Source organism: Streptomyces sp. NBC_00239, assembly GCF_036194065.1.
Lineage (GTDB): Bacteria > Actinomycetota > Actinomycetes > Streptomycetales > Streptomycetaceae > Streptomyces.
The window spans coordinates 3,259,061-3,281,751 of sequence record NZ_CP108095.1 but is presented as its reverse complement, the minus strand read 5'-3'; the positions used below and the strand labels follow the sequence as shown (position 1 = coordinate 3,281,751).

Annotated in this window: 22 protein-coding genes; 15 read left to right on the top strand and 7 right to left on the bottom strand. The window is 72.4% G+C overall.

Features of this window, described 5'->3' with window-relative positions; genetic code table 11:
- Positions 1-136: 136 nt before the first annotated feature.
- The 3 genes from OG764_RS14240 to OG764_RS14230 form a co-directional block, all read right to left on the bottom strand.
- Positions 137-526, bottom strand: a complete 390-nt coding sequence (locus OG764_RS14240) for an SCO4983 family protein (protein WP_328968801.1) — start codon at positions 524-526, stop codon at positions 137-139.
- A 125-nt stretch (positions 527-651) separates the two neighbouring features.
- Entirely contained in the window at positions 652-1,863 is a 1,212-nt protein-coding gene (locus OG764_RS14235) for a pyridoxal phosphate-dependent aminotransferase (RefSeq protein ID WP_328968800.1), read from the bottom strand.
- Positions 1,864-2,322: 459 nt separating this feature from the next.
- The gene (locus tag OG764_RS14230; RefSeq protein ID WP_328968799.1) at positions 2,323-2,928 is read right to left on the bottom strand and encodes a TetR/AcrR family transcriptional regulator; all 606 of its coding nucleotides are present in this window, start codon (positions 2,926-2,928) and stop codon (positions 2,323-2,325) included.
- Positions 2,929-3,073: 145 nt separating this feature from the next.
- Between OG764_RS14230 and OG764_RS14225 the strand changes: the two genes are divergently transcribed.
- The 7 genes from OG764_RS14225 to OG764_RS14195 all read left to right on the top strand — a co-directional run bounded on the left by OG764_RS14225 (position 3,074) and on the right by OG764_RS14195 (position 9,429).
- Positions 3,074-3,883, top strand: a complete 810-nt coding sequence (locus OG764_RS14225; RefSeq protein WP_328968798.1) for an AfsA-related hotdog domain-containing protein — start codon at positions 3,074-3,076, stop codon at positions 3,881-3,883.
- Complete coding sequence (locus OG764_RS14220) at positions 3,876-4,583, top strand: HAD family hydrolase (protein ID WP_328968797.1); 708 nt, start codon at positions 3,876-3,878, stop codon at positions 4,581-4,583. The genes OG764_RS14225 and OG764_RS14220 overlap by 8 nt, the downstream gene beginning before the upstream one ends.
- Positions 4,584-4,833: 250 nt before the next feature.
- A complete protein-coding gene (locus OG764_RS14215) occupies positions 4,834-5,454 on the top strand; it encodes a hypothetical protein (RefSeq protein ID WP_328968796.1) in 621 nt (206 codons plus the stop codon).
- On the top strand, positions 5,451-6,293 hold the full coding sequence (locus OG764_RS14210; protein ID WP_328968795.1) for a hypothetical protein: 843 nt from the start codon (positions 5,451-5,453) through the stop codon (positions 6,291-6,293). The genes OG764_RS14215 and OG764_RS14210 overlap by 4 nt, the downstream gene beginning before the upstream one ends.
- A gap of 64 nt (positions 6,294-6,357) precedes the next feature.
- Positions 6,358-7,095 carry an SDR family oxidoreductase gene (locus tag OG764_RS14205; protein WP_328968794.1) on the top strand — a complete coding sequence of 246 codons (738 nt, stop codon included), beginning with the start codon at positions 6,358-6,360 and terminating at the stop codon, positions 7,093-7,095.
- A 63-nt stretch (positions 7,096-7,158) separates the two neighbouring features.
- Positions 7,159-8,112, top strand: a complete 954-nt coding sequence (locus OG764_RS14200) for a DMT family transporter (protein ID WP_328968793.1) — start codon at positions 7,159-7,161, stop codon at positions 8,110-8,112.
- Positions 8,113-8,433: 321 nt separating this feature from the next.
- A complete protein-coding gene (locus OG764_RS14195) occupies positions 8,434-9,429 on the top strand; it encodes a 3-oxoacyl-ACP synthase III family protein (RefSeq protein WP_328968792.1) in 996 nt (331 codons plus the stop codon).
- Between the two features lie 30 nt (positions 9,430-9,459).
- Here the strand turns inward: OG764_RS14195 and OG764_RS14190 are convergent, their stop codons facing one another.
- Both OG764_RS14190 and OG764_RS14185 read right to left on the bottom strand, forming a co-directional pair.
- Complete coding sequence (locus OG764_RS14190; protein WP_328968791.1) at positions 9,460-11,028, bottom strand: N-acyl-D-amino-acid deacylase family protein; 1,569 nt, start codon at positions 11,026-11,028, stop codon at positions 9,460-9,462.
- A complete protein-coding gene (locus OG764_RS14185; RefSeq protein ID WP_328968790.1) occupies positions 11,028-12,308 on the bottom strand; it encodes an amino acid deaminase in 1,281 nt (426 codons plus the stop codon). Before OG764_RS14185 ends, OG764_RS14190 begins: the two co-directional genes overlap by 1 nt.
- Positions 12,309-12,607: 299 nt before the next feature.
- On the opposite strand from OG764_RS14185, the gene OG764_RS14180 reads away from it, so the two are divergent.
- Together OG764_RS14180 and OG764_RS14175 are read left to right on the top strand one after the other, a co-directional pair.
- Positions 12,608-13,399, top strand: a complete 792-nt coding sequence (locus OG764_RS14180) for an IclR family transcriptional regulator (RefSeq protein WP_328968789.1) — start codon at positions 12,608-12,610, stop codon at positions 13,397-13,399.
- Positions 13,396-13,809: a RidA family protein gene (locus OG764_RS14175; protein ID WP_328968788.1), complete on the top strand. Its 414-nt coding sequence runs from the start codon at positions 13,396-13,398 to the stop codon at positions 13,807-13,809. Before OG764_RS14180 ends, OG764_RS14175 begins: the two co-directional genes overlap by 4 nt.
- A 109-nt stretch (positions 13,810-13,918) precedes the next feature.
- On the opposite strand, the gene OG764_RS14170 is transcribed toward OG764_RS14175, so the two are convergent.
- Together OG764_RS14170 and OG764_RS14165 are read right to left on the bottom strand one after the other, a co-directional pair.
- Positions 13,919-15,262, bottom strand: coding sequence for a M14 family metallopeptidase (locus OG764_RS14170; protein WP_328968787.1), 1,344 nt, complete (start codon positions 15,260-15,262; stop codon positions 13,919-13,921).
- Between the two features lie 171 nt (positions 15,263-15,433).
- The gene (locus tag OG764_RS14165; RefSeq protein WP_328968786.1) at positions 15,434-17,128 is read right to left on the bottom strand and encodes a chitinase; all 1,695 of its coding nucleotides are present in this window, start codon (positions 17,126-17,128) and stop codon (positions 15,434-15,436) included.
- Between the two features lie 317 nt (positions 17,129-17,445).
- Here OG764_RS14165 and OG764_RS14160 point away from each other — a divergent pair, with 317 nt between their 5' ends.
- The 6 genes from OG764_RS14160 (at position 17,446) to OG764_RS14135 (ending at position 22,633) form a co-directional block, all read left to right on the top strand.
- Entirely contained in the window at positions 17,446-18,300 is an 855-nt protein-coding gene (locus tag OG764_RS14160; protein WP_328968785.1) for a hypothetical protein, read from the top strand.
- Between the two features lie 91 nt (positions 18,301-18,391).
- Complete coding sequence (gene cpaB / locus OG764_RS14155; RefSeq protein WP_328968784.1) at positions 18,392-19,093, top strand: Flp pilus assembly protein CpaB; 702 nt, start codon at positions 18,392-18,394, stop codon at positions 19,091-19,093.
- A gap of 7 nt (positions 19,094-19,100) precedes the next feature.
- Positions 19,101-20,471: an AAA family ATPase gene (locus tag OG764_RS14150; RefSeq protein WP_328968783.1), complete on the top strand. Its 1,371-nt coding sequence runs from the start codon at positions 19,101-19,103 to the stop codon at positions 20,469-20,471.
- Positions 20,472-20,545: 74 nt separating this feature from the next.
- Complete coding sequence (locus tag OG764_RS14145) at positions 20,546-20,914, top strand: TadE/TadG family type IV pilus assembly protein (RefSeq protein ID WP_328968782.1); 369 nt, start codon at positions 20,546-20,548, stop codon at positions 20,912-20,914.
- A gap of 1 nt (position 20,915) precedes the next feature.
- A complete protein-coding gene (locus tag OG764_RS14140) occupies positions 20,916-21,299 on the top strand; it encodes a TadE/TadG family type IV pilus assembly protein (RefSeq protein ID WP_328968781.1) in 384 nt (127 codons plus the stop codon).
- The gene (locus tag OG764_RS14135) at positions 21,296-22,633 is read left to right on the top strand and encodes a CpaF family protein (protein ID WP_328968780.1); all 1,338 of its coding nucleotides are present in this window, start codon (positions 21,296-21,298) and stop codon (positions 22,631-22,633) included. The genes OG764_RS14140 and OG764_RS14135 overlap by 4 nt, the downstream gene beginning before the upstream one ends.
- The last annotated feature ends 58 nt before the right edge of the window (positions 22,634-22,691 follow it).

The window sequence follows — 22,691 nt, the reverse complement described above, 5'->3', positions numbered from 1 at the left end:
CTGCCGCTCGTGCGGCGGGCGCGGGCCGTGCGCGGGTCCGGGGGTCGCGCGTCGGGCCGGAAGCGGGCCGGGCCGTGCGGCGGGCGCGCGTCATGGCTCCCGGTCCGGAGCCTCCGCGGCCCCGGACCGGGGCCGTTCAGGAGGCCGCGGCGAGTTCCAGCGCGGCGGTGTGCGCGTCCATGCGCTCGGCGGCGAGGATCGCCACCGAGGTGTCGGCGCGGGAGGCGGCGACGAGCAGGGCGCGGGCTGCCGTGTCGTGGGCACGGCGGTGCAGGGTGACGGTGTTGTCGCGGGTGTGTCCGGCGTGCCGGGCCGGCGGCGCGCCGCGCAGGCGGGCGACCTGGCGGGCGATGGCCTCGGCGGGCTCGTCGAGGCCGAGCTCGTCGGTGAGCGCGAGCAGGGCGGCCAGGTGTCCGGCGAGCTGGATGTCCAGCTCCTCGCCGCGGGTGCGGTGCGGGAAGTCGGCCGTATGAGCGGCGCGGCCGGGCAGGCCGTGCCCCGGCTTGGTGCGTGTCGGCTCGTACATGGATGGCCTCCTGGCAGCGGGCAGGAGACCATCCTACATTGGATTGGTTCTAAAGTAGAGATGAGTCCAGAATCCAGGACCGCACGTCACCCGAACGCGCGGCCGGCGGGCGCGAAGGGCTGGTCCTACGGCTGTCCGTACCCGTCGAGGAACGTGCCGATCCGGGTGACGGCGTCGGCGAGGTCCTTGGCGTTGGGCAGCGTGACGATCCGGAAGTGGTCGGGCTCGGGCCAGTTGAAGCCGGTGCCGTGCACGACCATGATCTTCTCGGCCCTGAGCAGGTCGAGGACCATCTGGCGGTCGTCCTTGATCTTGTAGACTGCCGGGTCGAGCTTCGGGAAGAGGTACAGCGCGCCCTTGGGCTTCACGCAGCTGATGCCCGGGATCTGCGTCAGCAGGTCGTACGCCGTGTCCCGCTGCTCCATCAGTCGGCCGCCGGGCAGGACCAGGTCCACGATGGACTGCCGGCCGCCCAGGGCGGTGGCGATGGCGTGCTGGGAGGGCATGTTGGCGCAGAGCCGCATGTTCGCCAGGATCGTCAGGCCCTCGATGTACGACGCGGCGTTCTTCTTCGGGCCGCAGACCGCCATCCAGCCGGCCCGGTAGCCGGCGACGCGGTAGTTCTTCGAGAGCCCGTTGAAGGTCAGGCAGAGCAGGTCGGGCGCGATCGCCGCGGTGTTCGTGTGCGTGGCGCCGTCGTAGAGGATCCGGTCGTAGATCTCGTCCGAGCAGACCACCAGGTTGTGGCGGCGGGCGATGTCGGTGAGGCCGCGCAGCATCTCGTCGTCGTAGACGGCGCCGGTGGGGTTGTTCGGGTTGATGATCACCATGGCGCGGGTGCGGTCGGTGATCTTGCGCTCGATGTCGGCGAGGTCCGGCATCCAGTCGGACTGCTCGTCGCACCGGTAGTGCACGGCGGTGCCGCCGGCCAGGCTGACGGAGGCCGTCCACAGCGGGTAGTCCGGGGCCGGGACCAGCACCTCGTCGCCGTCGTCCAGCAGCGCCTGCATGGACATCTGGATCAGCTCGGAGACGCCGTTGCCGAGGTAGATGTCCTCGACGTCCAGGTCGATGCCCTTGGTCTGGTAGTGCTGCATGACCGCGCGGCGCGCGGAGAGCAGCCCCTTCGCGTCCCCGTACCCGTGGGCGCTGCCCAGGTTGCGGAGCATGTCCTCGAGGATCTCGGGCGGGCACTCGAAACCGAATGCCGCGGGGTTGCCCGTGTTCAGCTTGAGGATGCGATGACCTGCTGCTTCGAGCCGCATGGCCTCTTCGAGGACCGGGCCGCGAATTTCGTAGCAGACATTGGCGAGCTTCGTTGACTGGATCACCTGCATGACGGGAGCTTACGGGCCCGCGCGGCGGGTCGCCCAGGCTTTTGGCCCGGTCGGGGCCCGCCGCCGGGCCGGTGAAATGTCCCATTTCGCGCGAGACGGGGGTGGTGGGCGGGTCCCTCCTTCGAAAGCGGGTGCGTGTGTGTGCTCCGGCCTGCGGAATGCGTGGGTCCGCGGGCGGACCGTGGTGCCGGTGTTGCCCTCGTCACCTTCGGGAGTCCGGGCCCCGCCTTTCGGGGCTCCGCCCCGGACCCCGCGCCTCAAACGCCGGCGGGGCTGGGTGGGGCTCCGCCCCGGACCCCGCGCCTCAAACGCCGGCGGGGCTGGGTGGGGCTCCGCCCCGGACCCCGCGCCTCAAGCGTCGGCGGGGCTGGGTGGGGCTCCGCCCTTGCCCTGCGCGTCGAACGCCGGCGGGGCTGGGTTGGCGGGGCTTGGGTTTGGCGGGGCCGGGGGTGGGGGGCTTCAGGTTTTGGTTGGGGTGGAGAGGGAGTCGATCAGGGTCCGGCCGTAGTGGGTGATGCTTTCGCGGAGGAGTTCGCGGCCGCCGCCCGGTACGGCCGGGGGTTCGGTCATGAGGCGGCGCTGCTGTTCCACGACGAAGGGCCAGGACGCCATGGCGATGAGGCTGAAGAGGAGGTGCGCGGCCTCGGTGGGGGAGTCGATGCCGAGGGCGTCGCTGAACGCGGCGCTCTTGTGCACGTAGTAGGCCTGGCGCTCCTCCCGGCCCGGGAAGTCGTTCGAGCCGTAGTGCAGCCCTTCCCAAGCGAGCAGCCGCACGAGGTCGCTGTTGGCGGCGTGGTAGTCGAAGACCGCCCCGACGTAGCGGCGCATGCCCTCGATGGTGTCGGGGACGGGGACCTGGCGGCCGAGTTCCTCGTACGTGTCGCTGATGACGGCGGCGAAGAGGCCTTCCTTGTTGCCGAAGTAGGCATAGATGCGCTGCTTGTTGACGCCCGAGTGCTCGGCGATGCGGTCGACGCGCGCGCCCGCGATGCCGTGTTCGGCGAACTCCGCGCGGGCGGTGTCGATCAGCTTGCGGCGCGTGATCTGTGACTTCTGGAGGGGCATGCCCCAAGGATCCCGTATCCGCGACACCCGAGCAACCATCTAGTTGGTTCGACGTGACAAAGAACCAACTAGATGGTTGCTTCGGCTCCTCCGTCGGCCTACCTTGATCCATGTCCGCCGACGTACGAAGGGTCCGGGAGTGAGCATGACTGCAACAATCGCGCCAATTCAGACGGTATTTCTCGTAGGGGACCGGTTTGCCGGTTTCTCCGCCCAGGATGACGTCAGCACCGTCACCCAGTTCCTCGCGGACCTCCAGACCGGCACCTACGCCGAGGCCGGGGACCCCGTACTGGTCCAGGCCGCGCAGGGCGTCACCGCCTTCGAGTGGGACCTCGTCCGCGAGCAGATCCGCCGCCACGGCCTCGCCAGCCGGCTGCGCGCGCACCTGCCGGCCACCGTCCTCGCCGGCCGCGGCGAGGTGCACAAGTGCCTGGAGTCCAACGCGCTCATCGCCGACCTGCACCAGGTCGACGACGCCTTCTTCCGCGCCTCGCTGCGCGTGCACAACGACAACGAACTGCTGCTCGACCACCAGACCGGCCAGCACATCCAGGGCATGGTGGCCATCGAGGCCGCCCGCCAGATGTTCCTCGCCGTCAGCGAGCGCTACTTCGCCAGCCGGCACCCCGAGCGGAACTACTACTTCGTCATCGAGTCCATGAACACGGACTTCGAGAACTTCCTGTTCCCGCTCGACGCCACCATCGAGTACCGCATCGAGGACCAGCGCATCGACGACCCCTCGCGGCTGTCCTTCACCGTCGAGATCGGGGTGGTCCAGGCGGGCCGCCGCGCCTCCGTCACCCGGGTCGCGTTCACCGCCTTCGACAGCCACGTCATCAAGGCCAAGGAGGGCAAGCGGGCCCGCCACGCCGTCGAGCACCTCGCGCAGCGCGCCGACGCCGGTGCCGGTGTGGCCGCCCCGGCCGGGCAGGACCTCGTCGGTGTCTGAACCCCGCACGGCGGCACGGCACCCGCTGCCGCCGGCCCGGGCCGCGTTCTTCGACGTCGACGAGACGCTGATCTCGGTCAAGAGCATGTTCCGCTTCCTCGCCTTCTACCTCGCCGAACGCGGCGAGACCCCCGACGTGTACGAGCGGCTCAACGGCGAACTCACCGGCATGGCGGCCATGGGGGCGGCCCGCGAGGACGTCAACCGCGCCTACTACCGCTTCTACGCCGGCGAGTCCGCCGCGCTGCTGACCCGGCTGGGCCGGTCCTGGGCCGCCCGCGAGGCCGAGTCCGACACCTTCTGGATCCGGCCCGCCGTCGCCGAACACGGCGAACACCGGCGGCGCGGCACCCCGACCGTGCTGCTGTCCGGTTCCTTCCACGCCTGCCTCGAACCGCTCGCCGAGCGGCTCGGTGCCACCGAGGCGCACGGCTCCCGGGTCGTGGTCCGCGGCGGCCTGCTCACCGGCGAGATCCACGAGCCGATGATCGGCGCCGCCAAGGCGCGCGCCGCCCGGGCCTACACGGCCCGCCACGGCCTGGCCCCCGAGGCGTGCGTCGCGTACGGCGACCACCTCAGCGACCTGCCGCTGCTCGAAGCCGTCGGGCGCGGGGTCGTGGTCGGCGACGACCCGCGCATGGCGGAGATCGCCGCCCAGCGCGGCTGGCGCCGACTGGCCGCCCCCGCCGTCGCGCACTGACCCGCGCCCGCCGTCGCGCACTGACCCGCGCCCGCCGTCGCGCACTGACCCGCGCCCGGCCGGCACTGATCCCGTGCCGCTTCGCGTCCACCCGCGTCCACCCGCGCCGGCCCGCCCGTACGGCAGGCCGCCCGTACGGCAGGCCGCCCGTACGGCAGGCCGCCAGGACGGCCGGTGCGCCGCACCACCCACACACGCCACCGCACCACCCAGGCACTCCGCCGCACCCACTCACATCAGGAGCACCACCGTGTCCGCATCCCTCATCGTCACCTCCGAGCTCGACGTCAAGCCGGGCCACGTCGACCAGGCCATCGCGGCCTGGCTGGAGCCGGCCGCCCCGCACGGCGCCGAAGCCCGTGTCCTGTACCGCAGCCTCGGCGGCGACTCGCTGCTGGAGCTCACGGCGCTGGACGCCGTCGAGCAGGTCGAGGGCCTGCGCGCCGACTGGGCGCGGCAGTTCGAGGCGCTCGCCCCGTACGCCGCGGGCGACTTCAGCCGCGAGCTGCTCGGCTACGTCGAGGCGCCCAAGCCGGCCGCCACCCCGCTGCCGACGACTCCGTACATCCAGATGCGCCACGTCGAGGTCAAGCCCGAGCAGTACGCGGCGTACCGCGTCTGGCGCGACGAGACGATCTTCGACGTGGTCCGCACCCACGACGAGGTCGAGACCTTCCTCGCCTACCACTCGGTCCTCAGCAGCGAGCCCGGCGTGATGTTCGTGTCCGGCTTCAGCTGCGACCCGCAGGCCTACACCGACGTCTTCACCTCCCCGCGCTACCAGGAGATCGTCAAGCAGGCCGGCGACCGGTACATCACCGGTGGCGACCGCGGCCTCTACACCAAGCTGTACCAGCGGGTCTCCCGGTGACGGGCAGCCCGACGCGCAGCCGCTCGTACGACCTGAGCGTCACCACGCAGGGCCCGGCCTACCCGCCCGCCGAAGTCGTGGACGCCAACGGCGACTTCGTCGTCATCGGGCGGATCAACCGGGCGGCCGGACCGGAGTGGGGGCGGGCGGTGGTCGCCGCGGACAGCCCGCTGCCGCCGCTCGGCCAGGACCTCCCGTACACCATCGTGCGCGAGCTGCCGGACCAACTCGGGCCGCAGGAGCAGGAGATGGAGCTGTTCACGCTGCCGCTCCCGCTGCCCTGCAACAACTACCCGATGCTGTTCGCCCCCGAACAGCGGCCGGACGCCCACCAGGTGGTCCGCCCGAGCCACCCGCTCAACCGGGTGCCCATTCCCGACCTGCGCCAGGAGGACGGCCCGCGGTCCCGCGGCCCCGTCACCCTCGGCCAGTGGGTGAAGGCCCGCGGCCAGCTGGAGGTGACCGTCACCGACGACGGGCGCGGCGCGGAGTTCGCGTTCGCCTTCACCGGCCTCATCCCCGACAGCGTCTACACCGTGATGTCCCTGCGGGAGCGCGACCTCGACCCCGAGGCGCCGACCCGGCCGGGACCGCTGGGGGTGCCCAACGCCTTCTACAGCGACGAGCACGGCATGGCCCGCTACCAGGCGACCCTGCCCGACCCGTTCCCCGCGCCCGGCACCCCCGGCGCCAACCGGGTGATCAACGTGGTCGTGCTGTGGATGAGCTACCAGCAGAACTACGGCGGCGCCATCGGGCACTTCGGCCTCGGCGGGGACATCCACGCCCAGCTCAAGCTGCGCGGCCCGCACTTCCACGAATTCACCACCCACGCCTGAGCCGCCACCTCCGAGGCACCCGCCCGACGGCAGCCCACGGCACCCGAAGAAAGAACAGAACGCCATGACCAGCACGCAGCACCAGGGCCGTACGGCTCTCATCACCGGCGCGGACCGCGGCATCGGTCTCGCCCTCGCCCGCCGGCTCGGTGCGGCAGGTGCCAACCTCGTCCTCCACTCCCACAACGCGGCCGGCCTGGAAGCCGCCGTACGCGCCGAGGGCTGGGCCGAGGACCGCGTCCTCACCGCCGTCCACGACGTGGCCGACGCGTCCGCCGTCGAGCAGGCGGTGGCCGCGGCCACCGACCGCTTCGGCACGATCGACTACCTCCTGAACGTCGCCGGGATCGTGCACTTCGGCGGCGTCGCCGACTGCACCGTCGAGCAGTGGGAGCGGACCCTCCAGACCAACCTCACCGGCTACTTCCTGATGGCGCGGACCGTGCTGCCCGGCATGCGCGCCGCCGGCACCGGCACCATCGTCAACATGTCCTCCATCTGGGGGCGCCGCCCGGCACCGGCCACCCTCGCGTACTCCGTCTCCAAGTACGGCGTCGAGGGCCTCACCAAGTGCCTGGCGGAAGAGGCCCGCCCGTGGGGCGTCAAGGTCTCCAGCCTGGTCCTCGACAAGGTGGACACCGACTTCCGCGAGGGCATGGCCGCGCACGTCGACTACGACGCCGAGCAGCGGGCGCGGATGCTCAGCGCGGACGACGTCGCCGACGCGACCCTCGCCATCCTCGAAAGCTCCGGCCGCGCGCACCCCTCGTCCGTCGAGCTCGACGCGTGGCGCTGGGTCTGAGCCGCGCCCGGCTCCTTCCGCTCCGCCTCCCCGCTCACGTTCTCTCCGGTTAGGAATCCACCCTTGTCCTCCCCCCAGTCCAAGACGACCAAGGGCATCGCCGGCGGCATCACCACGGCCCTCGCCTGGGGTGGCATGTTCGCGGTCGCCCGGTCCGCGTACGACCACCTCGACCCGTTCCACCTCACCGCCGCCCGCTTCACGCTCGGCGCGCTGATCTTCCTCGTCCTGCTCGCGCTGCGGGAGGGGAAGCGGGCCTTCTCCTTCGACGGGCAGCTCGGCAAGCTGTGGCTGCTGGGCACGGTCGGCTTCGCCGGCTTCAACCTGCTCACCTACGTCGGGCTGCAGAGCATGCCCGCGCAGAGCTCCTCGCTGGTCGTGGCGACGATGCCGCTGGTGACGGTGCTCGTGCTGTGGGCCCGAACCGGCAAGGCGCCGGCGCCGGTGGCACTGGGCTTCGTGGTCCTGGCACTGCTGGGACTGACCATCGTGCTCGGGAACGGGAACCCGCTGAGCGTGTTCTCCGGCGGGCTCGGCAAGGGCGGGCTGCTCACGCTGCTCGGCGTCATCTGCTGGGTCGTGTACACGACCAGCGCCGGGCAGTTCCCCGAGTGGTCGCCGCTGCGGTACACGGCGCTGAGCTGCCTGCCGGGCACGGTCAGCATCGTGGTGATCACCGCCGTCAGCCAGGCGGCGGGCTGGGTCGGCAGCTACGGGGTGTCGGACTACGCGGACGCGTGGTGGCAGATCCTGTACGTGGCCGTGCCGGCCACGGCGGTCGCGATCCTGACGTGGAACATCGCGATCCGTAACCTCGGGCCGTCGAACGGGGTGCTGTTCATCAACCTGGTGCCGATTACCGCGTTCGTGGTGTCGGCGTTCCAGGGGCATGCGCCGACGGGGGCGGAGCTGACCGGCATCTGCCTGGTCGTGCTGTCGCTGGTCGGGGCGAATGTCGCTGCGCGGCGTCACGCGGCCCGGGTGGCAGCCGCCGCTGCCGTACCCGCTCGGGTCTGACCCGCTCCGGGGCGGTGCCCCGCCCCCCTCGGGGCTCCGCCCCGGACCCCGCGCCTCAAACGCCGGCGGGGCTGGAAGTGCGGGGCTCCGCCCCGGGCCCCGTGCCTCAAATGCCGGCGGGGCTGGATGTGCGGGGCTTCGCCCCGGGCCCCGTGCCTCAAATGCCGGCGGGGCTGGAATGGCCCCGTCTGGGCCCCGCGTCTCGCGTGTCGGTGGGGCTGGATGCGGCCGCGTCCGGGCCCGCCCGAGCCCCTGTGTCTCACGTGCCGGCGGGGCCGGGGCCGGGGCTGGTGGTTCTGCTTACTTACCTAGGGAGATTTCATGTCCACGGATGTCGCCGTCAGCACCGTCGGGGTGCTCGGGACCGGTTCGTTCCTGCCTGATCGGGTGGTGGGGAACGACGAGGTGGGGGCGCGGGCGGAGGTGGGCGCGGAGTGGATCCTCGCCAAGACCGGGATACGCAACCGGCGTTACGCCGGACCCACCGAGGCCACCTCCGACCTCGCCGCGCGGGCGGCCCGCGCCGCCCTCGACGACGCGGGGATCCGGGCCGGGCAGCTCGACTACATCGTCGTCGCCACCTCCACGCCCGACCACCCGCAGCCCGCGACCGCCGCCATCGTGCAGGACCTGATCGGCGCGGAAGGGGCCGCCGCCTTCGACGTCAACGCGGTCTGCACCGGGTTCCTGTTCGCGCTCAACGCGGCCGCCGGCATGCTGCCGAAGGGCGGCTACGGGCTCGTCATCGGAGCCGACATCTACTCGCGGATCATCGACCCCACCGACCGCCGCACCGCGATCCTGTTCGGCGACGGCGCCGGAGCCGTCGTCATCGGGCCGGTGCCCGAGCCGTACGGGCTGGTCGCCACCCGGCTGCGCACCTTCGGCGAGCAGCACCGCACCATCCGGGTGCCGGCCGGCGGCAGCAGGATGCCGGCCCGCCTCCAGCCGAGCGACGACCCGGCGCACTACTTCGCCATGCACGGCCGTGCGGTGCGGGAGTTCGTCACCGAGCAGCTGCCCCCGGCCGTCAAGGAGATCCTCGCCGTGTCGGGGCTGGCGCCGGACGATGTCCAGCACTTCGTCCCGCACCAGGCCAACGGCCAGATGCTCGCCGAGATCGCGCCGAGCCTCGGGCTCACCGCGGCCCGCCACCACCTCGTCGTCGAGGAGTACGGCAACACCGGCGCCGCCTCCGTCCCCGTCACCCTCGACGCGGCCCGCCGCGCGGGCGCGTTCCGGACCGGGGACAACCTGCTCCTCGCGGCCTTCGGCGGGGGCATGTCCATGGGGACCACCCTGCTCCGCTGGGCCTGAGGACGCCCGCCCCGCGCCCGGGCCCGGCCCTCAGCGCGGCTGCCGGCGGACCGAGCGGCCCGCCAGGACGTCCGTGCGCCGCCCGTCCCGCATCACGAACCGCCCGTCGATCAGCACGTGCGGGATCCCGTGCGGCAGCACCCGCGGCGCCTCGTACGTCGAGCCCGCCGCCACCGTCAGCGGGTCGAAGAGCACCAGGTCCGCCCGGTACCCCTCACGGACCAGCCCCCGGTCCGGCAGCCGCAGTCGGGCCGCGGGCCGGCCCGTCAGATGGGCCACGCACTCCTCCAGCGAGAGCACGCCCAGCTCGCGCACGTACCGCCCGAGGTAGTGCGGGAAGGTGCCGTACGCCCGCGGATGCGGCTTGGCGCCCTGAAGGATGCCGTCCGAGCCGCCGGTGTGCGCCGGGTGCCGCATGATCGCCCGGACGTTGTCCTCGTGGCCCACGTGCTGGAGCACCGCCGTCCCCAGCCGGTCGTCGAGGAGCAGCCGCCGGGCGCTCTCCCAGCCGTCGAGGCGCCGCCCCACGTGCCCGCCCAGCGCCGGGTCCCGGACCCCGGAGACCTCGATCGACGACCAGTCCACCGGCACCCCGTGGCACCCGTCGGCGCCGGTCACCTCCATCGCGACCCGGATCCGCTCGGCCGCCGCCGGGTCCGCGAGCCGGGCCAGCAGCGCCTGCGGACCGCCCTCGCCCGCCCACGACGGCAGCAGCGCGGCCAGCGTGGTGCAGCCCGGCGTGTACGGGTACGTGTCCAGCGAGATGTCCGCCCCGCCGGCCAGCGCCGCGTCCAGCAGCGCCAGCAGCTCGCCCGCCCGGCCCTCGTTCTCGGCGAAGTTCATCGTGGCGTGCGCCAGGTGCAGCGCGCAGCCCGCCTCCCGGGCCAGCCCGACCATCTCCGCGTACGCGGCGAGCGCGCCGCGCCCGTACGAGCGGTGGTGCGGGCAGTAGTAGCCGCCGTACCGGGCCACCACCCGGCACAGCTCGGTCAGTTCGGCGTCGCCCGCGTACATCCCGGGGGTGTAGGTGAGCCCCGAGGACATGCCGACCGCGCCCTGCTCCAGGCCCTCCGCGACCAGCTGCCGCATCCGGTCCAGCTCGGCCGCGGTCGCCGGGCGGTCGTCCCAGCCGAGCGCGTACGCCCGGACGGTGCCCTGCGGCACCAGGTAGGCGGCGTTGACGGCGACGCCCTCGTCCAGGCGGTCCAGGTATCCGCCGACCGTCCGCCAGTCCAGGTCGAGGCCGGCGCCGTCGCCGTTCCAGCCGGCGATGGCGGCCCGCACCTCGCCGAGGGTGCGCTCGTCGGCGGGCGCGTACGACAGCCCGTCCTGGCCGAGCACCTCCAGGGTGACGCCCTGGGCGGCCTTGGCGCTGTGGTCGGGGTCCTGGAGCAGCGCGAGGTCGCTGTGCGCGTGCATGTCGACGAAGCCGGGGGCCAGCGCCAGACCGGCCGCGTCCACGGTCTCCCGGCCGCCGCCCGCGATCGGGCCGCTGCGGGCGATCTCGGCGATCCGGCCCTCGTGCACCCCGACGTCCGCGGTGTACGAGGGCCCGCCGGTGCCGTCGACGACCAGCGCCCCGCGCAGCACCAGGTCCATCAGAAGAACGTGCGCACGTAGTCGGTGACCGTGCCGTCCGCCTCGACCAGCGGGATCAGCTGCCACTTCTCGAAGATCGTGCACGGGTGCGACATGCCGAGCGCGACCCAGTCGCCGACCTGCACCGCGTCCGCGGAGTCGGTCTCCAGCCAGGCGTGCTGGTCGGACAGCTTCACCACCCGGATGCCGGACACGGACCGCTCGGTGCCGTCCAGGCCGTCCCGTACGGCCGTCACCTCCGGCAGCCCGAGGTCGTAGGCGATGTCCCGCTTGCCGGCGTTCAGGAACGCCTGGCCGGGGGCCGGGCGGGAGACCACCTGCGCCCACAACCGGAACGCGGGGAGCAGCCCGCCCTCGTCGGGCACCCGGTTGAACGGGGTCAGCCGGGTGTACCAGCCGTGGTCGTGGGAGACGTACGCGCCCGAGCGCAGCAGCTTCAGCACCGGCCGGGACAGGTCGGGGAGTTCGGCGAAGACCTCGGCGACCGAGTCGAACCAGGCGCTGCCGCCCGCGCTCACCACGATCTCGTCGAGCTCAGGCCCGAACCGGCCGGCCTTGTCGAACTCGACGGCCAGCCCGGTCAGGCGCCGCAGCCAGGCCGTGACCTTCGCCGCGTCGGCGCCGGGGACCTCGGCCTCGTACCCGGCGACGCCGACCAGGCGCAGGCCCGGCGCGGCGGCCACCGCGTCCGCGATCTCCCGGCACTCGGCCTCCGTACGGGCCCCGGTGCGCGCGCCCTCGCCGCCGCCGAGCTCGACCACGACGTCCACCGGGCGGGCCGCTCCGGCGAGCGCGCGGTCCATCAGCCGCACCCCGCGCACGGAGTCCACGTAGCAGACGAAGCGGAACGAGGGGTCGGCGGCGAGTTCGGCGGCCACCCAGCGCAGGGCCGCCGGGTCGACCAGCTCGTTGGCGAGGAAGATCCGGGAGATGCCGAACGCGCGGTAGACGCGGGCCTGGTGGGGGACGGCCGCGGTGATCCCCCACGCGCCGTGCGCGAGCTGCCGCTCGAAGAGCTGCGGGGCCATGCAGGTCTTGCCGTGCGGGGCGAACGCCAGGCCGTGCCGGGAGCTGTACGTCTCCAGGGCCCGCAGGTTGTGCTCCAGCGCGGCCGCGTCGAGCGTGAGGACGGGCGTGGTGAAACCGCCCGTGAACAGGTCGCGGCCCTGCGCGGCCAGCTCGCCGACGGTCAGGGAGGCGGCCTGGGCGTCCGGCGGCAGGCCCTTGAATCGGTGATCGACCGGTTCGTGGGCGAGCGCGTGGACTGCGTCGCTGGCCATGGTTGCCTCCTGCGGTTGCGTGTGCGTGTTGCGTGATGCGCAACGGTCGTTGCGTATGCCGCCGCATGGTGTCTAACATCCCACGTGACAGCGGGTCAACGCCGGGGCGCTGCCGCGTGGTTCCGAGGCCCGCACGCGCCCCGACCGCCGGCTCGGGCCGGTTTCGCCGCGCGAGGGCGGGATGCCCGCAGGGCGACATCCAGCCCCGCCGGCGTTTGAGGCGCCGCCGGAGGCAAATCGAGCCCCGCCGGCGATTGAGGCGCGGGGTCCGGGGCGGAGCCCCGAAACGGAGGGGTGGGATGAGCCAGTCGCTCGGGAGGGCGCTCCAGACGCTGCCGCTGCTCGCCCGCGGCCCCGCCACCCTCGGCGAAGTCGCGGAAGCGCTCGGCGTCCACAAGAGCACCGCGCTGCGCCTCCTGCGCACCCTGCACGAGCACGGCCTCGTGTACCGCCAGCCCTCCGACCAGCGCTACCGCCTCGGCGCCCGGCTGTTCGCCCTCGCCGCGGAAGCCGTGGAGCACCTCGACATCCGGGAGATCGCCCACCCGCACCTGGTCGCGCTCGGCGAACGCACCGGGCACACGGTCCACCTCGCCGTCCACCAGGACGACGAGGTGCTGTACCTCGACAAGGTCGACAGCCGGTACCCGGTGCGGATGTACTCCCGGATCGGCAAGCCGGTCGCGATCACCGTCGCCGCCGTGGCGAAACTGCTGCTCGCCGACCTGCCCGGGGCCGAGCGCCGCGCGCTGGCCGAGCGGCTGGACTACCCCGCGTACACGCCGCGCTCGACCCCGGACGCGGCCGCGTTCCTGCGCGAGCTGGAGACCGTGCGCGAGCGGGGCTGGGCCACCGACTTCGGCGGGCACGAGGAAACCGTCAACTGCGTGGCCGCCCCGGTGCGCGGGCCGGACGGCCGGGCCGTCGCCGCCCTGTCGCTGTCCGCGCCGAACGTGGTGGTCGACGCCGAGGAACTGCTCGCGCTGCTGCCCCTGGTGCGCCGCACCGCCGAAGCCGTCAGCCGGGACTACTCCGGCGAACCGCCGGAGGCCGACGCCTGCGGCACCGACGAGGAGCGAGGATCACCGTGACCACCGAGAAGACCGCCATCACCCCCGACACCCACACCGCCCCGCCCGCGAAGTTCTCGCACGGCGTGCGCAAGGGCAACATCCTCCAGGTCGCCGGCCAGGTCGGCTTCCTGCCGCACGTGGACGGGCAGCCGCCCACCCCCGCCGGTCCGACGCTGCGCGAGCAGACCCTCCAGACCCTGGAGAACGTACGGTCCGTGCTCACCGCCGGCGGCGCCGGTTGGGACGACGTGATGATGATCCGCGTCTACCTGACCGACACCGGCCACTTCGCCGAGATGAACGAGATCTACAACGCGTACTTCGAGGAGCAGGGCCTCAAGGAGGCACCGGCCGCCCGTACGACCGTGTACGTGGGCCTGCCCGCCGGGCTGCTCGTCGAGATCGACGCGCTGGCCGTCCTCGGCTGACCCGCGCACGGCCCGTACGGACACGGCCGCCGGCCGCCGCCCCCCGAGGGGAGCGACGGCCGGCGTCTGCGCGCCGTACGGCCGCACGGCGGTACGGATCGGGTCCGGCTCAGGAGCAGTACTGCGCTTCCTTGCCGATGGAGCGGTACATGCAGTCCGCGTTCTCCAACAGCTGGAGCACCGCGTCCTTGTTGCGCGCGGTCTCGCGGTCGATGACCTCGTCGGGCGGGTAGAAACCGCCGCCGCCGGACTCGGGGTACATCTCGAAGGTGTACGAGAAGATCCTCTGGTTGCCCCACAGCCAGTCGTCGATCGTGCCGTCGGTGATGTACAGGTCACTCGACTGCTCGGGGGTGTAGCCGTTGCTCGCGGCCATCGCCTGGCCGATCTTCTTGTAGGCGGCCAGGTCGTCCGCGGTCAGCCCGGGAGCCGTGTCGTTGTAGGTGTAGCCGAACGGCCACAGCACCAGCTCGCTGTACGTGTGGAAGTCGATGGCCGCGGTGATCTGCTGCTTGCCGCCCACCACCCGGCTGCGGACGAAGTCCGAGACCACCTTCACCTCGGGCGCCGACTCGGCCGCCGCGCCGCGGTACGTCTCGGATCCCTTGCTGCTCGACGACCCGCCGCAGCAGCCCCACTTGTAGTTCCAGTTGCGGTTCTCGTCGGTGCCGACGTACGAGGAACCGGAGTTGGGCTGCCGGTTCTTGCGCCAGGACCGGTAGGAGCCGGACGCGATGTCGTACTCGCCGCCGTCCGGGTTGAGGTCCGGCACGATCCAGATCTCGCGGGCGTTCACCATGTTGGTGACGCGGGTGTCGGTGCCGTACTTGGAGCCGAACTCCTTGAGCAGGTAGAGCGCCATCTCGACGGTCAGGTGCTCGCGGGCGTGCTGGTGGTGGGTGAACAGCACCTCGGGCTCGGCCTCGTCGGCGGCGACGTTGTCGCTGATCTTGATGGCGACCAGGTCGCGGCCCTGGTACGACTTGCCGATCACGCGCTTGCTCATGATGCCCGGGTACGCGGCGATGCGCTGGTCGATCTCCGCGCTCATCTCGGCGTAGTTGTGGTACCGGGAGTCGGCCGACGGGAAGTCCATCGGGGAGGCGGCGACGCCGGGCAGGTTCCGCTGCGGGGGCCCGGGCAGGGCGGTCAGCTTGTAGCCGCGGGCCTTGAGCTTCTTCGCCTGCATGGTGTCGGCGCTGACCACGACCGTGTGGTCGTCGACCTCGTCGATCGAGACCCCGTAGGCCAGCAGGGCGGTCCGGTCCGCGACGTTCGAGGGGCCGTGGACCCGGTACTGGACGATCGCCTCGTCCTGGGTGGCGGTGGAGGGGGTGGGGGGAGCCGAAGCCGTGGCACTCGTGCCGACGACGGGTGCGCCGAGGGCGAGTGCCAGTACGGCCGCCATCGTGGCGGTCTTCCGTCCTCGACTGCCGCGGATGCGTAGCCGCATGCGATCTCCTGGGTGTGGAGGTGTGGGGGTGGCGCCGTGCGGACGCGCACAGCGTGCGCCTGTGTCATGTCCGGGTCAAGAGCTGGGATCCGGCCAGAACGGCGCCCGCGGCGTCACGCGGCGACGGCGGCGCACGGTCTCCCGCACGGCGCCGCCCCCCACTGCTACCGCCTAAGGCAGGTCGTGCACGTGCGGACCCACCGCGTTGGACCAGGCACTTCCCGCTTTCGCGTCCCAGTTGGTCGACCAGGTCATCGCGCCGCGCAGCGCCGGGTACGTCTTCGACGGTTTGAACGATCCGCAGTTGGTGCCGCGGGTCAGGCAGTCCAGCGCGTTGTTCACCACGGCCGGCGGGACGTAGCCGCTGCCGGCGCCGCTCGTCGAGGCGGGGACACCCAGTCCGACCTGCGACGGGTCGAGGCCGCCCTCCAGCTGGATGCAGGCCAGGGCGGTCAGGAAGTCCACCGAGCCCTGCGCGTAGACCTTGCCGTCACAGCCGTTCATCGCACCGCTGTTGTAGTACTGCATGTTGACGACGGTCAGGATGTCCTTGATGTTGAGCGCCGTCCTGAAGTAGGCGTTCGCCGTGGACTGCATGTCGATGGTCTGCGGGGCCATCGTGATGACGAGCGAGGGGCCCGCCTTCGCCGACAGCGCGCGCAGCGCCTGGGACATGTAGGTGGCGTTGAGGCCGTTCTCCAGGTCGATGTCGATGCCGCTGAAGCCGTACTCCTGCATCAGCGCGTACGCCGAGTCGGCGAGGTTGTTCGCCGAGGCGGAGTCGTTGACGGTGATGGTGCCCTTCTCGCCGCCGATCGAGAGGATGACCGACTTGCCGGCCGCCTTCTTCGCGGCGATGTCCGCCTTGAACTGGGCGACCGTGTAGCCGCCGAGGCCGGCCGAGTCCAGGTTGAAGGTGATCGCGCCGGGCGTGGTGGTCGCGTCGGCGAAGGACACCGCGATGATGTCGTACTGGGCCTGGACGTCGGAGAGCCTCTGGACGGTCGCGCCGTTGTTGAAGTTCTGCCAGTAGCCGGTCAGGGCGTGCCGGGGGACGGCCGGGTTGCCCGGGTTGCCGCCGCCGGCGGTGGTGGTGCCGGTGACCGGCGGCGCGGACTTCACGCCCTCGCCGGCCGCGTTGTACGCGGTGACCTGGAAGGAGTACGTCGTCGAGGCGGCGAGCCCGGAGCGGGTCAGGCTCGTCGCGGAGACGTCGGCGACCTTGGCGCCGTCCTGGTAGACGCGGTAGCCGGTGGCGCCCGCGACCGCGTTCCAGGACAGGTTCAGGGAGGACGAGGTGGCGCCGCCGACGGTGAGGCCGGCCGGCGCGCCGGGGATCGACGGGCCGGGGTCGGTGGGACCGCCGCCGTCCGGGCCGAACACGCTGAAGTCGTCGACCACGTACGCGGGCTGGCCGTACCAGCCGTGCGTGTAGACGGTCACCCGGGTGGTGTTCGCGCCGGTGGTGAAGGTGGTCGACAGCTTGGTCCAGCCGCTGCCGCCGGGGGTCCAGGTGGAGACGTCCTGGGTGCCGGTGCCGGTCGCGCCGAGGTAGACGTACGAGCTCTGGACCCACTCGCTCAGGGTGTACGTGGAGTTCGGCTTGACGGTGACGACCTGCGAGCAGCGGGCGTTGTCGGAGCCGGCCGGGGTGGCCTTGAGCGCGCCGGCTCCGGCGTGCACGGGCGAGGACACGGCCGTGCCGCTGCCGCCCGTACAGGTCCAGTGGGTGAGCCCGGACTCGAAGCCGCCGTTGCGGACCACGTCGACGTCGGCGGCGTGCGCGGTGCCCGTGGCGATGCCGGTGAGCCCGGTGGCGACGAGCAGCCCGGCGGCCGCGAGGGAGAAGGAGCGTATGCGGTTCACGAAGGCTCCGGTGGGGGGAGGGGAAGAGGGGAACGGGCAAGTGGGGGCGCCCGCAACCAAGTTGGTCCAGACCAATCTTCCTGTCAAGAGCTCGTACGTGCCCAACCCGCCGCTGCCTGAAGTGACCGGATTTGTTGGCCAATTGGCAGAGGCGAATCAGCCAACGACCGAAAAGCGGCGCCAGGGGAAAGGAACAAGGCCCTGCCCGGAGCCTTAAGACGCGGATAAGGTGCTGGAGCAGGAGGGCGGAGCAGTGATCGTTTGCGGTCGCGCAGCTTCTGTACGACCGCTGTGCACGGGGTGAATGGGGGATTCACATGCCGATCGCCATTGCTGTGACCAGCGCCGATCTGGTGCTGCCCGCCGCCGACCGGCACACCCCGGCCGCCGTCGCCCTGCAGTCCCCGCAGGCCGCCGCACTCGACGCCTCGGTGACCGAGATGTCCGGTCTGCTGGAGCGCCACGGGTACGTGGTCGCCGTCCTCCCGTCCTCCCTTCCGGTGGCCTTCTCCCAACGCCTGCACGCCGTGAGGGCGATCCTCGAAAGTGACCGGATCGCACTCCTTGACATCGACCTGCCGCCCCTGGGCACCGCCCTGCTGGTGCGTCAGCTCCGCCAGCTCTCCGTCTGCGACTTCAGCCCCGGAGTGATCGCCTCCGCCGCCCGGCTGCTGTCCCACTACGTCTACGCCGGAGCCCTCCTCGGCTCCGTCGCCCGCCTCGACCGGGTGCCCGTCAGCCTCAAGAGCCACGCCAAGTCCTGGATGCCCGGCTCCCAGTTCGCCGTACTCGCCAACCCGCGGCCGCACCTGGCCCGGCTGGGGGGCGAGCGGCAGGGCGGCGGACCCGAACTGCCGCCCGGCCCCGACTTCGGCACCCACCTCACCTTCGCCCGCGGCCAGCTCGCCTCCGACTGGGTGGCCGCCGAACTCGCCCCCGCCTGGCAGGTCCAGGGGGTGCTGGAATGCCCGCTGCCCGCCGACTCGGCGTCCTGGTGGGGCACCCCGCGCCTGGTGGAGTTCGCCGCCGCCATCCCGGACATCTCCGTGCTCTACCAGCTCGTCGCGTCCGTCCGGCGCGAACCCTGCCGCTGGTGCGGCCTCGAACTCATAGGCGACCGCTGCGGATTCTGCGCCGCACCGCTCGCCGCCCCCCTGTCCACGTCCCCGTGACCCGGCCGACCCGGGCGCCACGGCCGGCCCGGGCGCCCCGGGCGAACGGCGCAACCCGAGCAACCCGACGAACGGCGAGGAAGTCCCGTCCATGAACTCACGTCAGCGGCGCGGAGTGATCCTGCTGCTCCTGTCCGTGCTGTGCGCGCTCGGCGCCTTCGCCGGAGTCCTGTCGGTGATCAGCGACGTCAACTCCAAGGTGGGGCCCGAGGTGACCGCCTACCGGGTCAGGGACGACATCGCCCCCTTCAGCGAGCTGGAGCCCGGGGACTTCGTCAAGAGCACCATCCCCGAGCGCTGGCTCTCCGGGACCGCCGTCACCGACCTCGACGACCTGCGCGGCAAGACCGTCCTGACCACGCTCAAGGCAGGGTCCCTCCTCCAGTCCGACATGCTCGCCGACATGCCGAAGCTGAAACCCGGCGAGCTGGAGATCGCGATGATGGTCGACGCCTCCACCGGTGTGGCGGGCCGCATCCACCCCGGCGACCGGGCCAACATCATCGGCTCCTTCAAGGCGAAGGGGAAGATCACCGAAGACACCGTCGTCACGCTCGTCACCAACGCCCGCGTCCTGAGCATCGGCACCCTCTCCGCCCCCTCCCGGGCCCAGGGCCGCAAGGGCGACGAACAGACCGTCCCGATCACCTTCGCCCTCGGCAACAAGGACAGCCAGCGCCTCTCGTACGGCGTGTCCTTCGCCGAGCACGTCCGCCTGGCCCTCGTGGCCCCCGGCAGCCAGTCCACCGTGTCACCCGGTGACCGCTGGTACACCCTCTACGGGGACAAGTGAGGCACGGATGACCACCCGAATCCTCCCCGCGGTCGGCGACCCGGACGCCGCCCGCTCGATCACCACCCTCATCGGCCAGCTCCCGGACGCCGAACCCGGCGCGCCCGTCGCCGACTCGACCACGCTCCTCGACACCCTGGCCCGGCTCGCCGCCGAGTCCCTCGACGAGCTGCCCGAGGTGGTCCTCGTCCACGAGCGGATCGGCCCGGTGCCCGCGCTGGAACTGATCCGCGAGGTCGCCCTGCGCTTCCCGGCGGTCGGCGTGATCCTCGTGTCGGCGGACGCAGGCCCCGGCCTCTTCTCCGCCGCCATGGACTCCGGCGCCCGCGGACTCGTCGCCCTGCCCCTCTCGTACGAGGAACTCGTCGCGCGGGTCCAGGCCGCCGCCCAGTGGTCCGTCGGTGTCCGCCGCCACCTGGGGCGCGGCACCGAGGTGTTCACCGGGCCCGGCGGCAAGGTCGTCACCGTCACCGGCGCCAAGGGCGGGGTCGGCGCCACCTTCGCCGCCGTCCAGCTGGCCCTGGCCGCGGCCGCGTCCGGGCGCCGTACCGCCCTGGTCGACCTGGACCTCCAGGCCGGCGACGTCGCCTCCTACCTCGACGTGCAGTTCCGCCGCTCGGTAGTCGACCTGGCCGGCATCCAGGACATCACCCCGCGGGTCCTCCAGGACGCCGTGTTCGACCACCACACGGGCCTGGCCCTGCTGCTGGCGCCCGCCGACGGGGAGCGCGGCGAGGAGGTCGACGACCGGGCCGCCCGGCAGATCGTCAGCGCCCTGCGCAACCGCTACGAGCTGGTCGTCGTGGACTGCGGCACCCAGATGACCGGAGCGAACGCCGCCGCCGTCGAGATGGCGGACACGGCGGTGCTCGTCACCACCCCCGACGTGGTCGCCGTCCGGGCCGCCAAGCGGATGGTGCGGATGTGGGAGCGGCTCCAGGTCCGCAAGGCGGAGGAGACCGCCATGGTCGTCAACCGCTGGACCAAGCACACCGAGATCCAGCCCGCGCTGATCGAGAAGATCACCAAGACCCGCCCGACCCGCACCCCGGTGCCCGCCGGGTACAAGGAGCTCCAGGGCGTGGTCGACGCCGGCCGGGTCCAGGACCTCGACAACCGGTCGCACGTCAAGCAGGCGCTGTGGGCGCTGGCGGGCGAACTCGGCCTGATCAAGGGCCCGGAGGAAGCCGTCGCGGACGGCGCGGGCGGGCCGGCCGCCCTCCCGGCGGGCGGCCGGGGCGGCCGGTCCGGCCGCGGCGCGCGGAGCGGACGGGCGCAGCTGGCCCTCGGGCGTGGCGGCGACCGGGGTTCCGTCGGGACCGGCGGATCCGGTGGAGCGGCAGGAGCCGTCGGACGGTGGAAGCGGAGGGCCGACTGATGCCGGTACGAAGACTCCGGACGGGGCTTGCGGGACGCGCGGGGCTTGCGGGGCGGTCGGGGCTAGCGGGACGGGTGCGGCGCGCCCGCGCGCGCGACGACCGGGGTTCGACCACGTTCGAGTTCCTCGGGATGTTCCCGTACATCCTGCTGATCCTGATGGTGCTCTGGCAGTGCGTCGTCGTCGGCTACACGTTCAGCCTGGCCGGGAACGCCGCCGACGAGGCGGCCCGGGCGGGCGCGGTGGGCGAGGACTGCGCGGCCGCCGCGGGCGAGCACGTCGGCAGCGCCTGGGGGATCGAGGTGTCCTGCCCTCCCGACGGGCAGCTCGTGCACGCGACCGTGGCCCTCCAGGTGCCCGTCCTGTCGCCCTCGCTCTTCAACCTGAACCTGACGATCACGGGCGAGGCCGCCGCCGTCAACGAGCGGGAGGACGAGGACTGACATGCCCAGAAGCGCCCCGCAGAACGACCGCCACCGGTCCCGGGACCGCGGCCAGGTCGCGCTCGAATACCTGGGCTGGCTCCCCGTCCTCTTCCTGGTCGCGCTCATCGGCATCCAGGTCGGCGTCATCGCCTACGCCGCCCAGCAGGCCGGCACGGCCGCCCGTACCGCGGCCCGCATGGACTCCCTGCACGGCGAGGGCGGCGCCGCCGCCGGCCAGGCCGCCGTCAGCGGCTGGCTGGACGCGAGCCTCGACGGCGGACCCGGCGGCGACCAGGTCACGTACACCGCGACCGTGCAGATCCCGACCGTGCTCCCCGGCCTCCTCGACCTGGGTTCCGTATCCCGGTCGGCGACCATGCCCTACGACGGAGGACGCCCGTGAGCCTGCGCGCCAGGGTCCACACCCAGGAGGACCACCACAGCTCCCGCGAGGACGGCCACCTCGTCGCCTCCTACCGCGCCAAGCTGCTGGAGGAGATCGACCTCGCCGAGATGTCCTCGCTGGCGCCCGCCGAGCGCCGGGCCCGCCTGGAGCGGGTCCTCGGGCACATCATCAGCCGCGAGGGGCCCGTCCTCTCGACCGTCGAGCGTTCCCAGCTGATCCGCCGCGTCGTCGACGAGGCACTCGGCCTCGGCGTGCTCGAACCCCTCCTCGAAGACGCGTCCATCTCCGAGATCATGGTCAACGGCCCCGACCACATCTACGTGGAACGGGCCGGCCGGGTCGAGCAGCTCCCCCTCCGCTTCGCCTCCCACGAGCAGCTCATGCAGACCATCGAGCGCATCGTCTCCACCGTCAACCGGCGCGTGGACGAGGCCAATCCGATGGTCGACGCCCGGCTGCCCACCGGCGAGCGCGTCAACGTGATCATCCCGCCGCTGTCCCTGACCGGCGCCACCCTCACCATCCGCCGCTTCCCGCGCGCCTTCACCCTGCACGAGATGATCGCCCTCGGCTCCCTCGACGAGCAGATGCTGCTGCTCCTCTCCGGCCTGGTCCAGGCGAAGCTCAACGTGATCGTCTCCGGGGCCACCGGCACCGGCAAGACCACCCTCCTCAACGCCCTCTCCGGCCTGATCCCCGACCACGAGCGGATCATCACCATCGAGGACTCCGCCGAACTCCAGCTCCAGCAGGCCCACGTGATCCGCCTGGAGTCCCGGCCCCCGAACGTCGAGGGCAACGGCCGCATCACCATCCGCGACCTGGTCCGCAACTCCCTGCGGATGCGCCCCGACCGGATCATCGTCGGCGAGGTCCGGGGCGGCGAGACCCTCGACATGCTCCAGGCGATGTCCACCGGCCACGACGGCTCCCTCGCCACCGTCCACGCCAACAGCGCCGAGGACGCCCTGATGCGCCTGCAGACCCTCGCCTCCATGTCGGAGGTCGAGGTCCCCTTCGAGGCGCTCCAGGACCAGATCAACAGCGCCGTGCACGTGGTGGTGCAGCTGACCCGGTTCGCCGACGGCTCCCGCCGCATCACCGAGATCGCCATCCTCGACTCGCACGGCCGCGAACCCTTCCGGATCATCACCGTCTGCCGGTACGCGGCCCAGCCGATGGCCGCCGACGGGCGCGTCTACGGCCGCTTCGAGTACTACCCGCTGCCCCGCCGGATCGCCGAACGCCTCTACATGAACAACCAGCCCGTCCCCCCGGCCTTCGGGGTCGCCGACAGCGCCGCGCAGCTCGCCACCCGCCTCGCCCGCTAGCCCGCCCCGCCGCCCCCGCCCGCCCGGGGCCCGCAGCCCGACAGGAAGCCGACCGCCG